Below are 14,945 nucleotides of genomic sequence, written 5' to 3' on the forward strand. Positions count from 1 at the left end.
AACGCGTGAGACAGTAAACAGGAGGACAGGAGCTGCCAGGTGCTCAGACGTGCACCAGCGTGCCCTCATCCTCGCCTTGCACAACGCGCTTGAGCGCGCCCGGCTTGAAGATGGAGAACACCTTCAAGGGCAGGTTCTGATCGCGGCACAGCGCGAAGGCCGTGGCGTCCAGCACCTGCAGGTTCTTGATCAAGGCCTCGTCGAAGGTGATGCTGGCGTAACGGGTGGCCGACGGGTCCTTCTTGGGGTCGGCCGTGTACACGCCATCCACCTTCGTGGCCTTGAGCATGATCTCGGCACCGATTTCGGCGCCACGCAGAGCGGCGGCCGTGTCGGTCGTGAAGAAGGGGTTGCCGGTGCCGGCGGCGAACACCACCACCTTGCCTTCTTCGAGGTATTGCAGCGCCTTGGGGCGCACATAAGGCTCGACCACCTGGTCGATGCTGATGGCGGACATGACGCGGGCGGTCATGCCTTCCTGGCGCATGGTGTCGGCCAGGGCCAGCGAATTCATCACCGTGGCCAGCATGCCCATGTAGTCGGCGGTGGCGCGGTCCATGCCGACGGAACCTCCCGCGACACCGCGGAAGATGTTGCCGCCGCCGATGACCACGGCCACCTGCGTGCCCAGCTCCGTCACTTCCTGGATCTCGCGGACCATGCGCACGATGGTGGCACGGTTGATGCCATAGGCATCTTCGCCCATCAGGGCCTCACCGGAGAGTTTCAGAAGGATGCGCTTGTAAGCGGGCATGGGCGGGTGTCCTGGACGTGTTCGATTTTGTATGGCGTGGAAGGGTGCCAAGCGCAAGGACTGTAACGCAAGTCCAGCCCTGTGCACGGCACCATCCAGAAGGGGGCCGAAGCCCCCTTGGATGTTTGCCTGACTTTACTGAGCCTTGGCAGCGGCCAGCGTCGCGGCCACTTCGGCGGCGAAGTCTTCCTGCTTCTTCTCGATGCCTTCACCCACGGTGAACATCGTGAAGCCCTTGACTTCGGTGTTGGCCGACTTCAGGTAAGCCTCGACGGTCTGCTTGCCGTCAGCGGCCTTCACGAAGACCTGGTTGAACAGGGACACTTCCTTGAGGTACTTCTGCACAGCGCCTTCGATCATCTTGGCGGCGATGTCGGCGGGCTTGCCGGACTCGGTGGCCTTGGCGGTGGCCACGCTGCGCTCGATCTCGATCAAGGCGGCGGGCACATCGTTCGACGACAGCGACACAGGCTTCATGGCGGCCACGTGCATGGCGACGTCCTTGGCGGCCACGTCGCTGCCGGTGAACTCGACCACCACACCGATGCGCGAACCGTGCAGGTAGGCGGCCAGCTGGTTGGCGCCCGAGAAGCGCTTGAAGCGGCGGATCGTCATGTTCTCGCCGATCTTGCCGATCAGGGCGGAACGGGTGGCTTCCACGGTGGCGCCGTTCAGCTCCAGGGCCGACAGGGCTTCCACGTCAGCGGGGTTCTGCTTGGCGATCAGCTCGGCCACGGCCTTGCCGAAGCCCAGGAAGTCGTCGTTCTTCGAGACGAAATCGGTTTCGCAGTTGATCTCGACCAGGGCGCCGGTGGTGCCGTCGATGAAGGCAGAAACGATGCCTTCGGCGGTCACGCGGGTGGCGGCCTTAGACGCCTTGCTGCCCAGCTTGACGCGCAGGATTTCTTCGGCCTTGGCGAAGTCGCCCTCGGCCTCGGTCAGGGCCTTCTTGCACTCCATCATGGGGGCGTCGGTCTTGGCGCGCAGTTCGGCGACCATGCTGGCGGTGATTGCAGCCATATCTTTCTCCGTTTGGTTCAGGGGCGGTGTCATCACCGCCTCACACAAAATCTTGCTGAAAAAAAGGGGCTGAATCAGCCCCTTTGGTCTGGGTGAAGTCGCGTCAGACGGCTTCTTCGTTGACTTCCACGAACTCGTCGTCGCCAGCGGAGGCGGCAGCAGCCACCACTTCATTGATCGCGTTGGCCTTGCCGTCCAGGATGGCGTCAGCGACAGCCTTGGCGTACAGGGCGACCGCCTTGGAGGAGTCGTCGTTGCCGGGGATGACGTAGTCGATGCCTTCGGGCGAGTGGTTGGTGTCAACCACGCCGATCACGGGGATGCCCAGCTTCTTGGCTTCCAGGATGGCGATCTTGTGGTAGCCGACGTCGATGACGAACAGGGCGTCAGGCAGCGCGCCCATGTCCTGGATGCCGCCGATGTCTTTTTCCAGCTTGTTCAGCTCGCGTTGGAACAGCAGGCCTTCCTTCTTCTTCAGGTTGTCCAGGCCGGCTTCCACTTGGACTTGCATGTCCTTGAGCTTCTTCAGCGAACCCTTGACGGTCTTGAAGTTGGTCAGCATGCCGCCCAGCCAGCGCTGGTTCACGAAGGGGACGCCAGCGCGTTCGGCTTCCAGGGCGATCACGTCGCGGGCTTGGCGCTTGGTGCCGATCATCATCACGGTGCCGCGGCGGGCCGACAGCTGCTTGATGAACTTCAGGGCGTCTTCGAACGCGGGCTGAGTCTTCTCAAGGTTGATGATGTGGATCTTGTTGCGATGGCCGAAGATGTACGGGGCCATCTTGGGGTTCCAGAAGCGGGTTTGGTGGCCGAAATGGACACCGGCTTCCAGCATGTCGCGCATGGACACAGTCATTGTGTAGCTCCAGAGGTTGAGTCTTGAATCCGGCTGAAACCGCTCTGGCGTCAAAATCACCAGAGCGGCACCTTGGAATGCCGCGATTCGCGTTTCTCGATCAAACAAAGGCGGCCGCAGTGCCGCCGCATCGTTGTTCCCTGGCAAAACCAGGAAAACTCTGGGATTCTAGCATGGAACATGCACCCCAGACAAACCCTCGACGCCAGGCGAGGCGGGCAGGCTCACCTCCCGCGAGCCCGCCTCCCGCACGCTCAGCGTTTGCCGCTGGTGCGCGGCCGCCCTGCCGCCTTCTTGCTGGCCGCCTTGCTGCCCCGCGCCCCACTCACGGTGGCCGCCACCGAGACGCGGTCGCGCCCCTTGGATGCCGGCTTGCCCCCGCCCCCCTTGGCCGCCTTGCCACCGCGCTTGACCTCGCGGTCCAGCTCGCGGATCTCGGCCAATTCGTCCTGCGCCGACACCTCGGCACCGGCATCGGCCGCGCGCCCCTTGCGCCGCGTTCCAGCCGCGGAAGGCTGGCGAGGCTCGGCACCTTCGCGCACCATGCGGAAATCGATCTTGCGGGAGTCCAGGTCCACGCGGCTGACCTGCACGCGCACGCGAGTGCCCACGCCGTAGCGCACACCGCTGCGCTCACCGCGCAGCTCCTGGCGGGCCTCGTCAAACCGGTAGTACTCGCCACCGAGCTCGGTGATGTGGATCAGGCCCTCGACGTACAAACCATCGAGCTGCACGAACAAGCCAAAGGAGGTCGCCGCACTCACCGTGCCACCGTATTCCTCGCCGAGGCGCTCGCGCATGAACATGCACTTCAACCAGGCCTCGACGTCGCGCGAGGCCTCGTCCGCGCGGCGCTCGTTGGCGCTGCAATGGATGCCCGCCGTCTCCCAAGCCGCCAACTCGGCCGGCGGCAGCTTGATGCGTGCCGACGTTTTCACTGGCGCTGCGGGCAACCCTTTTTGCGGCACGCCCTTGCCACCCGGCTTGCGCTTGAAGTTGCTCACCGAAGACACGACGTTCGCCGGCAGCACCAGGCCGTATCGGCCACTGCCCAGCAGCGACTTGATGACGCGGTGCACCAGCAAGTCAGGGTAACGGCGGATCGGGCTGGTGAAGTGGGTGTAAGCCTCGTAAGCCAGGCCGAAGTGCCCGCTGTTGGCCGGCGTGTAGATCGCCTGCTGCATCGAACGCAGCAGCATGGTGTGGATCTGCATCGCGTCCGGGCGGTCCTTGGTGGCTTGCGCGATGGCCTGGAAATCGCCCGGCTTGGGCTCGTCGCCGATGCTCAGGCCCAAGCCCAGCGCCTTCAGGTAGTTTTTCAGCAGGCTGCGCTTTTCGGGCGTCGGGCCTTCGTGCACGCGGTACAGCGAGGGGTGCTTGGCACGCATGATGAAATCGGCCGAGCACACATTGGCCGCCAGCATGCACTCTTCGATCAGGCGGTGCGCATCGGTGCGCACGCGCGGCACGATCTTGGCAATGCGCCCGTTGTCGTCGCACACGATCTGCGTTTCGGTGGTCTCGAAGTCCACCGCGCCGCGGGTGGCGCGGGCCTTCAGCAGCGCACGGTACACCTCGTGCAGGTGCAGCAGGTGCGGCACGAGCTCGGCGCGTCGCTGCGCCTCCGGGCCACGCGTGTTGCCCAGCACAGCTGCGACTTCGGTGTAGGTCAGGCGCGCATGGGAATTGATGACCGCCGGGTAGAACTGGTAGGCGTGCAATTCGCCTTCGGCCGTGACCAGCATGTCGCACACCATGGACAGGCGCTCGACCTCGGGGTTGAGCGAGCACAGGCCATTCGAAAGCTTCTCCGGCAGCATCGGGATGACACGGCGCGGGAAGTACACCGAGGTGGCGCGCTCGTAGGCATCGCTGTCCAGCGGCTCGCCCGGCTTGACGTAATGGCTGACGTCCGCAATGGCCACGATCAGGCGCCAGGCATTGGGCGCTTTGCTGCGGCCAATGGTGTCAGGCTGGCAATACACCGCGTCGTCGAAGTCGCGGGCGTCTTCGCCGTCGATGGTGACGAGCGGCACATCGGTCAGGTCGATGCGGCCTTTCTTGTCCGTGGCTCGCACCTTCTCAGGCAACTTGGCGGCCTGCGCCAGCACGTCGTCATGGAAGCGGTGCGGCACTTCGTACTTGCGCACGGCGATCTCGATTTCCATGCCCGGATCGTCGATGCCGCCCAGCACCTCCACGACCTTGCCGATGGGCTGCGCGGTCAGCGAGGGGGCTTCGGTCAGCTCGACCGACACCACCTGCCCGGGCTCGGCGCCTGCGGTGGCCTTGGCCGGGATGAGGATGTCCTGCCCGAAGCGGCGGTCCTCTGGCGCCACCAGCCAGGCGCCGCCCTCGTGCAGCAAGCGCCCGATGATGGGTGTTTTGCGCCGCTCGACGATCTCCAGCACCAGGCCCTCGGGGCGCCCTTTGCGATCGAAGCGGACGACGCGCACCTTGACGCGGTCGCGGTGCATCACGGCGCGCATTTCTTGCGGCGGCAAGAAGATGCTGGCGTCGCCCTCCTCCGCCAGAACGAAGCCATGGCCATCTCGGTGGCCTTGCACCGTGCCGGTGACTTCGCTCATCAAATTCACAAACGTGGGGGTGGGTGTTGTCATGTACTGAATTTTGATGCTAGAATTTATGTCTTCGCTGATGCAGGCAACAAATTTGTTGAACAAACAAATTTTGATGTCCGTGGAAGCAAACAGCTACCTGCCCAGGTGGCGGAATTGGTAGACGCACTAGTTTCAGGTACTAGCGGGTAACTCCGTGGAGGTTCGAGTCCTCTCCTGGGCACCATTTGAGAAGCCGCTTGGTTCATCGCCAAGCGGCTTTTTCTTTGCGCCAAGCCAGGCGCCTTCGGGCTTGCCGCCTTCGTCGCTCTCAGCACAGACGCAGCGCAAGCCACCATCAGCGACGCGCCTCCAAGCACGATCGCTCGCGTGGGCGCCCGTGCTGGCATGGGCGAAACGGTGATGGCATGTGGCTTCACTCCGCTCAGGGTACACCATGCCCATGCGCGACCAGGGCCACAGAAGCCCGCACGCGTCCAGTGACACACAGGCCGCCAACCGCGGTGTCGCGCGCTTGTCACACTCACCACAATTTGACGCACGCGCCGAGCTCGGCTGGACATCGCTGCACTTTCCATGCTAGACTGTCAGTCTTGATTCGTTGCAGCGTGAGTTGCATCAAGTCAAGAAAGCACCTGCCCAGGTGGCGGAATTGGTAGACGCACTAGTTTCAGGTACTAGCGGGTAACTCCGTGGAGGTTCGAGTCCTCTCCTGGGCACCAAATGCAAGAAGCCGTCTGAGCAATCAGACGGCTTTTCGCTTTTCTGAGCCGCAATCCGCCTGCAGCACTGAGCAGCCCAGCCCACCAGGCTCGGTCCGCCGACTCAACCAGACCCACGCCCGCCTGACGCGCAGCAAAAAGGGCCCGAAGGCCCTTTTGCATGTTCTCTGCATCCAGGCAGCGCCCGGACAGCGCCAAGATAGCGCCAGTTGCGCTCAGCCCTTGTGACGCTTGAGCAGGTCCGCAGGGCGCAAGGTGTCGTAGGCCTCGAAGGGCTGGTGGATCCAGGGGCTGGTCGGCAGTGTCTCCACGTGGAAGTCGGGGGCGTAACTGGACGCACCCTTCACCCAGATCACCGCAGAGCGCAACTCCACGATTGCCGGCATCGCGCGCAAGCGGTCCACCACGGCCCGCAGGGTCACGCCGGAGTCGGCCAGGTCATCGACCAGCAGCACACGGCCGGCCAACTCGCCCTTGGGCATGGTGATGTACTGCGCCATGTCGAGGCGGCCTTGCAAGGTGCCACCATCGTCGCGGTAGGACGAGGTGGACATGATGCCCAGCGGCCGGTCGAAAATGCGCGACAGCATGTCGCCAGGGCGCATGCCCCCACGGGCCAGGCACAGGATCTGGTCGAACTCCCAACCCGAAGCGTGCACCTTCAGCGCCAGTCGCTCGATGAGATGGTGGTAGTCATCCCAGGAGACATACAGGTGCTTGCCATCGTCGGTGAGCATGGGGACTTCCTTGTCAAGATTGCGCACGCTCAGCCCTTGTAGGGGTGGCGCAGCAGGATGGTGTGGTCGCGGTCGGGTCCGGTGGACACCATGTGGATGGGCGCACCGATCAGCTGCTGCACGCACTCCAGGTAAGCGCGGGCATTGGCAGGCAGTTGTTCCCAGGTGGTCAGACCGAAGGTGGTGCCCTCCCAGCCAGGGAAGGTTTCGTAGATGGGCTCGCAAGCCACGATGTCATCGGCGTCCAGGGGCAGGATGTCGATGGTTTCGCCACGCAGCTTGTAGCCCGTGCAGACCTTGATTTCGCTCAGGCCGTCGAGCACGTCCAGCTTGGTCAGGCAGATGCCGGAAATGCCATTGATCAGCACCGAGCGCTTGAGCGCCGCCGCATCCAGCCAGCCGCAACGGCGTGCACGGCCGGTGACGGTGCCGCGCTCCTGGCCCACCGTGGACAGGTGGTAACCCACGGTGCCCGGCGCTTCCCAGTCAAGTTCGGTCGGGAAAGGGCCGCTGCCCACGCGGGTGGTGTAGGCCTTGGTGATGCCCAGGATGTAGTGCAGCTTGTCCGGCCCCACGCCCGAGCCGGCAGCGGCATTGCCGGCCACGCAGTTCGAGGAGGTCACGTAAGGGTAGGTGCCGTGGTCGATGTCCAGCAGCGTGCCTTGCGCGCCTTCGAACAGCACCGAGCCACCGGCCACGGTGTGGGCGTGGATGCGCACACCGACGTCGGCCAGCATGGGCAGGATCTGTTCGGCAGCCTTCATGGCGGCGTCGTAGATGGGCTGGAATGCGAGGGCTTGGCCCTTGAGGTAACCCGACAGGGCGAAGTTGTGCAGCTCCAGCAGTTCGGCCAGTTTCTTGGCGAAACGCTCGGGGTGCTTGAGGTCCTGCACGCGCAGGGCACGGCGGGCAACCTTGTCTTCGTAAGCGGGCCCGATGCCCTTGCCGGTGGTGCCGATCTTGCCGGAACCGCTGGTCTCGCGCAGAGCCTCGCGGGCCTTGTCCACTTCGACGTGGAAAGGCAGGATCAGCGGACAGGATTCGCTGATGAACAGGCGCGAACGCACGTTCAGGCCAGCCGCTTCCAGGCGCTCGATTTCGGACAACAAGTGGGTGGGGTCCACCACCACGCCGTTGCCGATGTAGCAAGCCACGCCTTCGCGCATGATGCCCGAGGGGATCAGCTGCAGGGCCGTCTTCTTGCCGTTGATGACCAGGGTGTGGCCGGCGTTGTGGCCACCCTGGAAGCGCACCACGGCGGCGGCGTGGTCGGTCAGCCAGTCCACGACCTTGCCCTTGCCCTCGTCACCCCATTGGGTGCCGACGACGACAACGTTGCGGGCCGCAGTGACAGCGGCAGAGTCGGCGCGCGCCGACGCGGAAATGCTTTGCATGGCAGATTCCTGTGTCTCAAATGGGATGGGCCCGCTCAGAGCGAGCGCACCGACCAACGTCCGTCGACCAGCGCCAATTCGCGGTCGCAGTCGAATTCCTGAACGTCGTGTTCGTGTCCAGGCAGCATGCACACCACGGTGTAGCCCTGCCCTCTCAGATCGCGCACAGCCTGGCGCAAGGTGGTGTCATCGCTCCAGGGCGCACGGATGGCCGCACGCACCTGTGCGTCGTCGCGGCCAGCCAGCACATCGCCCAGCACCTTGAGGTCCAGGCTGAAGCCCACGGCCGGACGGCGGCGGCCAAAAACGGCACCGACCTCGTCGTAGCGGCCACCGCGAACGAGGGCATCGGCATGGCCCGCGCCATACACCGCGAACCGAGTGCCGCTGTAATAAGCGTAGCCACTGAGGTCGGACAGATCGAAGCCCAGCTGCACGCCAGGACGGCTGCGGCGCAGGTGACCTGCCAGCCAGGCCAGATCGGACAGGGCTTGCTCGATCAGGGGATGGGCGGGCAGCACCTCGCGGGCCTGTGCCAAGGCCTCATCGCCACCATAGCAGCGGGTCAGGCCGACCAGCGCCGCCGCGGCGCCGGGCACCGTGGACAGGCAACCCTGCCCCGCCAGTTGGCGCAGCGTACCGACGTCCTTGGCGGACAAAGCCGCGACCACCGCGTCGTGCTCGGCCTGATGTTCGGGTGTCAGCAGGGCCGGCAGACCCAGGCCGAGGAACATGCCTCGCACCAGGCGCACATCGGCCAGGTCCATGACGAGGCCGCTGGCGTCGCCCGCGAAACCACTGGCTTGAAGGCCATCCAAGGCCAGCTCGGCGGCTTCCAGGTCGGCTTCCAGGCCGGCGTGGCCGTAGATTTCCGCGCCGAGTTGCATGGGCTCGCGGCTGGCGTGCGGGCTGGCGGGGCGCGTGTGCAGCACGGGGCCGCAGTAGCACAGGCGCGTCACGCCCTGGCGGTTGAGCAAATGGGCGTCGATGCGGGCCACCTGGGGGGTGCTGTCGGCGCGCACGCCAAGGGTGCGGCCGCTGAGCTGGTCCACCAGCTTGAAGGTTTTGAGGTCGAGCGCATGCCCCGTGCCAGACAGCAGGGACTCCAGGTGCTCCAGCAGGGGTGGCATCACCAGCTCGAAGCCGTAGGTGCGGGCGACGTCCAGCCAGACGCGACGCAGCTCTTCCAGCCGACGGGCCTGCGAAGGCAAGACATCGGCAATGTGCTCTGGCAACAGCCAAGCAGACGACATAGAAAACCGTGAGGGGATTAAAACGAAGATTCTACCGGCTCACGACGACAGAAACACGCCCGAAACGTTTGTCGGGGTGGTTTTCTCAGGTGCCCTGGAGCACCCAGAGCAGCACCAGGCCTGCCAGCATGCTGACCAGCCCGACCGCGCGGATCTGGTGGTCCTGCAGGCCCAGGATCTGCTCGAACATGCGCCGCCAGCCACCCGGGTTGATGGCCGGCATCAGGCCTTCCAGCACCAGCAACAAAGCCAGTGCGAGCCACAACGCATCAGACATGCAGGCTACGCACGATCACTTCTTGCCAGCGGGGGCCGCGCCGGAACCACTGCCGCGCATGGTCTTGAAGAAGTCGCTGCTGGGGTCCAGCACCATCACGTCCGACTTGTTGCGGAAGGTGGCGCGGTAGGCTTCCAGGCTGCGGTAGAACTGGGCAAACTGGGGGTCACGACCGAAGGATTCGGCGTACAGGGCCGAGGCCTTGGCGTCGCCCTCACCCTTGATCTTCTGCGCGTCGCGGTAGGCTTCGGCCACAATGATTTCACGCTGGCGGTCGGCATCGGCGCGGATCTTTTCGCTGTCTGCGCCACCGGTCGAGCGCAGCTCGTTGGCCACGCGCTTGCGCTCGGACTCCATGCGGCGATAGACCGACTCGGTGATGTTGGCGGAGAAGTCCACGCGCTTGATGCGCACGTCCACCACCTCGATGCCGAAGGACTGGGCGTCATCGGCCAGGCGCTTGATCACGCCCTGCACCACCTTTTCACGCTCGGCCGACAGCATCGAGGCCACGGTGCGCTTGGTGACTTCCTCGTTGACCGCTGCCTGCACGATGGGCGAGAGCTTGTTTTCGAGGTTGCGCGTGTCCACGCCGCTGTTGCGGATGAACTGCTTGGGGTCGCTCACGCGCCACTTGACCAGCCAGTCGATGACCAGGCTCTTCTTCTCGGCGGTGAAGATGGGGCGCGACTCGGGGCTGTCCAGCGTCTGGATGCGGCGGTCGAGGAAAACCACGTTCTGCAGCGGCGCGGGCAGTTTGAACTTCAGCCCAGGCTCGTTGATGACTTCCTTGATCTCGCCCAGCGCGTACACGACAGCGAACTGGCGCTGATCGACGACGAACAAGGTGGACGAAGCCAGGATGAAGGCCAGCAAGACGCCGACCAGGATGGTGCCAATGCGGTTCATGTGTCAGGTCCTTCAGCGGGCGTCGCGGTCACGGGTGCGCAGGCCATCGCGCGAGCGCGGGTCCACGGCATTGCCACTGGCCAGGGGGGCGGACGGCTCGGCAGGCTGGCTGCTGCTGGCAGCGGGAGAGGCGGCCGCGGCAGGCAGGCCGTTGCCACCGCTTTGCTGCAGGAGCTTGTCCAGCGGCAGGTACAGCAGGTTCGAGCCTTGGCGCGAATCCACCATCACCTTGGTGACATTGCTGTACACCTGCTGCATGGTGTCGATGTAGAGGCGGTCGCGCGTGACGGCCGGTGCCTTCTGGTACTCGGTCAGCACGGACTTGAAGCGTTGCGCATCACCCTCGGCCTGGGCCACCACACGGGCGGAGTAACCGGCGGCTTCCTCACGCAGGCGGGCTGCGGTGCCCTGCGCCTTGGGGATGACGTCGTTGGCGTAGGCCTGGCCTTCGTTCTTCAGGCGCTCGCGGTCGGCGCCTGCCTTGAAGGCATCGTCGAACGCAGCCTGCACCTGCTCGGGCGCCTGCACGCTTTGCACGTTGACGTTGGTGACCACCACGCCAGCCTTGACCTTCTTGATCTGAGACTGGATGGAGCCGATCAGCTTCTCGGCGATGGCGTCGCGCTGCTCATAGAGCACCGAATCCATGGTGCTGCTGCCGACGATTTCCCGCACGGCCGATTCGGCGGCCTGCTGCACGGCCTCGTCGGAGTTACGGTTCTCGAACAGGTACTGGCGCGCGTCCGACAGGCGGTACTGCACGGTGAAGCGGATGTCCACGATGTTCTCGTCGCGGGTGAGCATGGACGAGTCGCGCAGGCCGGTGGCTTGCATGACCGAGTTGCTGCCCACATCGACCGAACGCAGCTGCGTCAGGTTGACGATTTCGTGGCTCTGGAAGGGGTACGGGGCGCGCCACTGGAAGCCGGCGTCCACCGTGTGGCTGAAGCGGCCGAACGACATCACCACGGCCTGCTGGCCTTCCTGGACGATGAAGAAGCCACTGCCCAGCCAGACCAGGGCCACGAGGCCCAGAATCAGACCAGCGCCAATGCCGGCGCCGGTGGGGTCGGGCGTGATGTTGCCGCCGGGACCGTCTCCGCTGCCACCCTTGCCTGAAAACAGGCCACTGAGCTTGCGGTTGAAGTCGCGCCAGAGCTCGTCGAGGTCAGGCGGGCCTTCGTGGCGGCCGTTGTGCATGACGGGCAGTTGCAGCGCGCGCGCGACGCGCCAGGCACCGCGCTGGCCAGCACCATGCAGCAGGGCCGCAGACGCCGCAGCCAGGCGGCTGAGCTTGTGAGGGACCGTGGACACACGGGCATCGGGCGCAGAGCCCGCATCCAGAGAAGGCATGTTCATGATCGGACGGTAGGACCAGTACAAGGAGAGGCTTCGACGTCCAGAGACGGCGGGGCGTCAGGTGCATTGTGCATGTCGAAACGGGGATCGACGGGGCGATGAGCAGCCGAATCCGCGTCCAGACCGTTCATCGCCGCTTCAGCGAGCACGTCACGCAACACATCGAGGCCCTGCCCCGTGAGCGCACTGACGAAAACGCGGGTGCAACGGCGGCCTGAAGGCAGCTGGTAGATGTCGCGGCTGTGGTGCGGCTGTTGGTGCTCGGGCAGGCAGTCGCATTTGTTGAAAACCAGCACCTGGGGCAGCTGGCCCGCGCCGATGCTGTCCAGCACGCGCAGGACCTCGTCGATCTGCTCGTGCACGGCCGGGCTGGCGGCGTCCACCACGTGCAGCAACACGTCCGCTTCAGCGGCTTCCTGCAAGGTGGCTTCGAAGGACTTCACCAGGCTGTGCGGCAGGTCGCGGATGAAACCCACCGTGTCAGACAGCGTCACGCTGCGCTGGGCCTGGGCCAGGTACATCTGGCGCGTGGTGGTGTCCAGCGTGGCAAACAGCTGGTTGGCCGCGTAGGTGCCGGCCTTGGTGAAGGCGTTGAACAGCGTGGATTTGCCCGCGTTGGTGTAGCCCACCAGCGACACGCGAAAGGTCTCGGCACGCTCACGCGAACGGCGCTGGGTGTTGCGCTGCTTCTTGACCTTGGCCAGGCGCTCCTTGAGCGACTTGATCTTCTGGTCGATCATGCGGCGGTCCAGCTCGATCTGGGTTTCGCCAGGGCCACCGCGGTGGCCCACACCGCCGCGCTGGCGCTCCAGGTGGGACCAGCGGCGCACCAGGCGCGTGGACAGGTACTGCAGGCGCGCCAGTTCGACCTGCAGCTTGCCCTCGTGGCTGCGCGCGCGGGCGCCGAAGATTTCGAGGATGAGGCCGATGCGGTCCAGCACCTCCACCCCCAGGTGGCGCTCCAGGTTGCGCTGCTGCGCTGGCGACAGGGCCTGATCGAAGATCACGGCCTGGGCCTGGTAGAGGGTGACGATGGATTTGATCTCGTCGGCCTTGCCGGAGCCGACGAACAGCGCCGCATCGGGCGCTTTGCGCTTGGCCGTGACCTTGGCCACGGGCGCATCCCCCGCTGACTCGGCCAGCAAGGCGAGTTCGTCCAGCGTGGGATCGAAAGAAGAGCCGGGGCCGAAATCGACCCCGACGAGGACAACCCGCGGGTCTCCCGGCGCGAACAGCTTGGGATTGTCGCCTTGGAAGGCGTCAAAGGGGGCGTCGGTCAGGGTGGGAGAAGCGGGTGTCAAGGGCGATGCGTCAGGCAGCGGCGAAACAGGCTGATCAACCTTCTTCGCCTTCGTTGGCGCTGAAGTTCACTGCGCGGCCAGGCACGACGGTGGAGATGGCGTGCTTGTAAACCATTTGCGTGACCGTGTTGCGCAGCAGGACCACGTACTGATCGAAAGATTCGATGTGGCCTTGGAGCTTGATGCCGTTGACCAAGTAAATGGACACTGGCACGTGCTCACGACGCAGCAGGTTCAGGAAGGGGTCTTGTAGGAGTTGCCCTTTGTTGCTCACGATATGCTCCGTGTTAAAACGATGTACGACGATGATGTCTGAGTGATTACCTTAACACAGTCCTTGGCACCTGACGTCAAGCGGGTGTCTTTCAGGCGTGTGACGGCATGGCGCGAAATGGCGCACAGGGTCAAGCCGCTTCAATCTTTGTCGTTGAAGGGGTTTTGCGAGGACTTCATCTCGATGCGCAAGGGCGTGCCGGTGAGCTTGAAGTGCTCGCGGAAGCGGCTTTCCAGGAAGCGCTTGTACACGTCGGTGACGTGCTCCAGCGAGTTGCCGTGGATGATGATGACCGGCGGGTTCATGCCGCCCTGGTGGGCGTAGCGCAGCTTCGGACGGAAGGCCCCTGCCCGCTTGGGCTGCTGGAACTGCACCGCCTCGCCCAGCAGGCGCGTGAGCACCGGCGTGGGCATCTTGCGGTTGGCCGAGGCGTGGGCGTCGGCGATGGCCTTCCAGACCGGGCCCAGGCCCTGGCGCTTGATGGCCGAGATGTAGAGCACCGGCGCGAACTTCAGGAAGGCCAGGCGGTGCTCGATGGAGCGCTGCAGCATCTCGCGCTGGTAGCTGTCGATGGCGTCCCATTTGTTGACGGCGATGACCACAGCGCGGCCCGACTCGAGCACGAAGCCCGCGATGTGGGCGTCCTGCTCGGTCACGCCCTGGGTGGCGTCCACCAGCAGCAGCACGACGTTGGCGTCAGAGATGGCTTGCAGTGTCTTGACCACCGAGAATTTCTCGATGGCTTCGAACACCTTGCCCTTGCGGCGCAGACCGGCGGTGTCGATGAGTTCGAACTTCTGGCCGTTGCGCTCGAAGGGCACGCTGATGGCGTCGCGCGTGGTGCCCGGCATGTCGAAGGCCACCAGGCGCTCTTCGCCCAGCCAGGTGTTGATCAGCGTGGACTTGCCCACGTTGGGGCGGCCGGCCACGGTCAGGCGGATGGGGCGGTCTTCGGCGGGCGTCTCGTCTTCGTCGGCATCGGGGTCGATGAAGTCTTCGAGCGCGAGGTCGATCATGTCGCGCATGCCCTGGCCGTGCGCGGCCGACACCGGCATCGGCTCGCCCAGGCCCAGCTCGTAGAACTCGGCCAGTTGGGGCGCGGTCTGCATGCCTTCGGCCTTGTTGGCCACGAGCAGCACCTTCTTGTTGGCGGTGCGCAGGAACTTGGCGATGTCGTGGTCTTGCGCGGACAGGCCGTTGCGGGCATCGACCACGAAGATCACGGCATCGGCCTCGGCAACGGCCTGGCGGGTCTGCTTGGCCATCTCCTTGAAGATGCCGGACTTGCACTCGGGCTCGAAGCCGCCGGTGTCGATGGCGATGAAGGCGTGCGGACCCAGGCGGCCTTCGCCGTAGTGGCGGTCGCGCGTCAGGCCGGCGAAGTCGGCAACGATGGCGTCGCGGGACTTCGTGAGTCGATTGAACAAGGTCGATTTGCCGACGTTGGGTCGTCCGACCAGTGCAATGACAGGTTTCATGGAATCAGGTGCGAGAGATCAGCGGGTGATCG

At 64.8% G+C, this 14,945-nt stretch carries 13 protein-coding genes and 2 tRNA genes; 2 read left to right on the forward strand and 13 right to left on the reverse strand.

Annotated features, from left to right (window positions below; genetic code table 11):
• Nucleotides 1–43: 43 nt before the first annotated feature.
• The 4 genes from pyrH to rnr all read right to left on the reverse strand — a co-directional run bounded on the left by pyrH (nucleotide 44) and on the right by rnr (nucleotide 5,218).
• Nucleotides 44–754, reverse strand: a complete 711-nt coding sequence (gene pyrH, locus EV672_RS07245; protein WP_133607771.1) for a UMP kinase — start codon at nucleotides 752–754, stop codon at nucleotides 44–46.
• Nucleotides 755–889: 135 nt separating this feature from the next.
• Nucleotides 890–1,774: a translation elongation factor Ts gene (gene tsf / locus EV672_RS07250; protein WP_133607773.1), complete on the reverse strand. Its 885-nt coding sequence runs from the start codon at nucleotides 1,772–1,774 to the stop codon at nucleotides 890–892.
• 103 nt (nucleotides 1,775–1,877) lie between these two features.
• A complete protein-coding gene (rpsB, locus tag EV672_RS07255) occupies nucleotides 1,878–2,630 on the reverse strand; it encodes a 30S ribosomal protein S2 (RefSeq protein WP_133607775.1) in 753 nt (250 codons plus the stop codon).
• A gap of 254 nt (nucleotides 2,631–2,884) precedes the next feature.
• Nucleotides 2,885–5,218, reverse strand: coding sequence for a ribonuclease R (gene rnr / locus EV672_RS07260; protein ID WP_133607777.1), 2,334 nt, complete (start codon nucleotides 5,216–5,218; stop codon nucleotides 2,885–2,887).
• Nucleotides 5,219–5,350: 132 nt separating this feature from the next.
• On the opposite strand from rnr, the gene EV672_RS07265 reads away from it, so the two are divergent.
• Nucleotides 5,351–5,435 (forward strand) — tRNA-Leu (locus EV672_RS07265).
• A gap of 411 nt (nucleotides 5,436–5,846) precedes the next feature.
• Nucleotides 5,847–5,931: transfer RNA gene (locus tag EV672_RS07270), tRNA-Leu, on the forward strand.
• 215 nt (nucleotides 5,932–6,146) lie between these two features.
• On the opposite strand, the gene EV672_RS07275 is transcribed toward EV672_RS07270, so the two are convergent.
• The 9 genes from EV672_RS07275 to der all read right to left on the reverse strand — a co-directional run bounded on the left by EV672_RS07275 (nucleotide 6,147) and on the right by der (nucleotide 14,913).
• A complete protein-coding gene (locus EV672_RS07275) occupies nucleotides 6,147–6,668 on the reverse strand; it encodes a phosphoribosyltransferase (RefSeq protein WP_133607779.1) in 522 nt (173 codons plus the stop codon).
• A gap of 29 nt (nucleotides 6,669–6,697) precedes the next feature.
• Nucleotides 6,698–8,062, reverse strand: coding sequence for an adenylosuccinate synthase (locus tag EV672_RS07280; RefSeq protein WP_133607781.1), 1,365 nt, complete (start codon nucleotides 8,060–8,062; stop codon nucleotides 6,698–6,700).
• A gap of 35 nt (nucleotides 8,063–8,097) precedes the next feature.
• Nucleotides 8,098–9,315, reverse strand: coding sequence for an ATP phosphoribosyltransferase regulatory subunit (locus EV672_RS07285; protein ID WP_133607783.1), 1,218 nt, complete (start codon nucleotides 9,313–9,315; stop codon nucleotides 8,098–8,100).
• Between the two features lie 85 nt (nucleotides 9,316–9,400).
• Nucleotides 9,401–9,592: a DUF2065 domain-containing protein gene (locus EV672_RS07290; RefSeq protein ID WP_133607785.1), complete on the reverse strand. Its 192-nt coding sequence runs from the start codon at nucleotides 9,590–9,592 to the stop codon at nucleotides 9,401–9,403.
• A 15-nt stretch (nucleotides 9,593–9,607) separates the two neighbouring features.
• On the reverse strand, nucleotides 9,608–10,501 hold the full coding sequence (gene hflC, locus EV672_RS07295; protein WP_133607787.1) for a protease modulator HflC: 894 nt from the start codon (nucleotides 10,499–10,501) through the stop codon (nucleotides 9,608–9,610).
• Between the two features lie 12 nt (nucleotides 10,502–10,513).
• A complete protein-coding gene (gene hflK, locus EV672_RS07300) occupies nucleotides 10,514–11,860 on the reverse strand; it encodes an FtsH protease activity modulator HflK (RefSeq protein ID WP_133607789.1) in 1,347 nt (448 codons plus the stop codon).
• Complete coding sequence (hflX, locus tag EV672_RS07305; RefSeq protein ID WP_133608196.1) at nucleotides 11,857–13,095, reverse strand: GTPase HflX; 1,239 nt, start codon at nucleotides 13,093–13,095, stop codon at nucleotides 11,857–11,859. Before hflX ends, hflK begins: the two co-directional genes overlap by 4 nt.
• Before the next feature lie 100 nt (nucleotides 13,096–13,195).
• Nucleotides 13,196–13,435: an RNA chaperone Hfq gene (gene hfq, locus EV672_RS07310; protein WP_133607791.1), complete on the reverse strand. Its 240-nt coding sequence runs from the start codon at nucleotides 13,433–13,435 to the stop codon at nucleotides 13,196–13,198.
• Nucleotides 13,436–13,575: 140 nt separating this feature from the next.
• Nucleotides 13,576–14,913 (reverse strand): ribosome biogenesis GTPase Der, encoded by a 1,338-nt coding sequence (gene der / locus EV672_RS07315; protein WP_133607793.1) that lies wholly within the window; start codon nucleotides 14,911–14,913, stop codon nucleotides 13,576–13,578.
• Between the last annotated feature and the right edge of the window lie 32 nt (nucleotides 14,914–14,945).

The organism is Aquabacterium commune (genome assembly GCF_004362855.1).
Classification (GTDB): domain Bacteria; phylum Pseudomonadota; class Gammaproteobacteria; order Burkholderiales; family Burkholderiaceae_C; genus Aquabacterium; species Aquabacterium commune.

Bases quoted from the DNA above. Each gene is read 5' to 3' on its own strand.
- rnr (WP_133607777.1), bottom strand. From the start codon at position 5,218: ATGAGCGAAGTCACCGGCACGGTGCAAGGCCACCGAGATGGCCATGGC.
- EV672_RS07285 (WP_133607783.1), bottom strand. From the start codon at position 9,315: ATGTCGTCTGCTTGGCTGTTGCCAGAGCACATTGCCGATGTCTTGCCT.
- EV672_RS07280 (WP_133607781.1), bottom strand. From the start codon at position 8,062: ATGCAAAGCATTTCCGCGTCGGCGCGCGCCGACTCTGCCGCTGTCACT.
- der (WP_133607793.1), bottom strand. From the start codon at position 14,913: ATGAAACCTGTCATTGCACTGGTCGGACGACCCAACGTCGGCAAATCG.
- EV672_RS07290 (WP_133607785.1), bottom strand. From the start codon at position 9,592: ATGTCTGATGCGTTGTGGCTCGCACTGGCTTTGTTGCTGGTGCTGGAA.
- pyrH (WP_133607771.1), bottom strand. From the start codon at position 754: ATGCCCGCTTACAAGCGCATCCTTCTGAAACTCTCCGGTGAGGCCCTG.
- rpsB (WP_133607775.1), bottom strand. From the start codon at position 2,630: ATGACTGTGTCCATGCGCGACATGCTGGAAGCCGGTGTCCATTTCGGC.
- tsf (WP_133607773.1), bottom strand. From the start codon at position 1,774: ATGGCTGCAATCACCGCCAGCATGGTCGCCGAACTGCGCGCCAAGACC.
- EV672_RS07275 (WP_133607779.1), bottom strand. From the start codon at position 6,668: ATGCTCACCGACGATGGCAAGCACCTGTATGTCTCCTGGGATGACTAC.
- hflK (WP_133607789.1), bottom strand. From the start codon at position 11,860: ATGAACATGCCTTCTCTGGATGCGGGCTCTGCGCCCGATGCCCGTGTG.
- hflC (WP_133607787.1), bottom strand. From the start codon at position 10,501: ATGAACCGCATTGGCACCATCCTGGTCGGCGTCTTGCTGGCCTTCATC.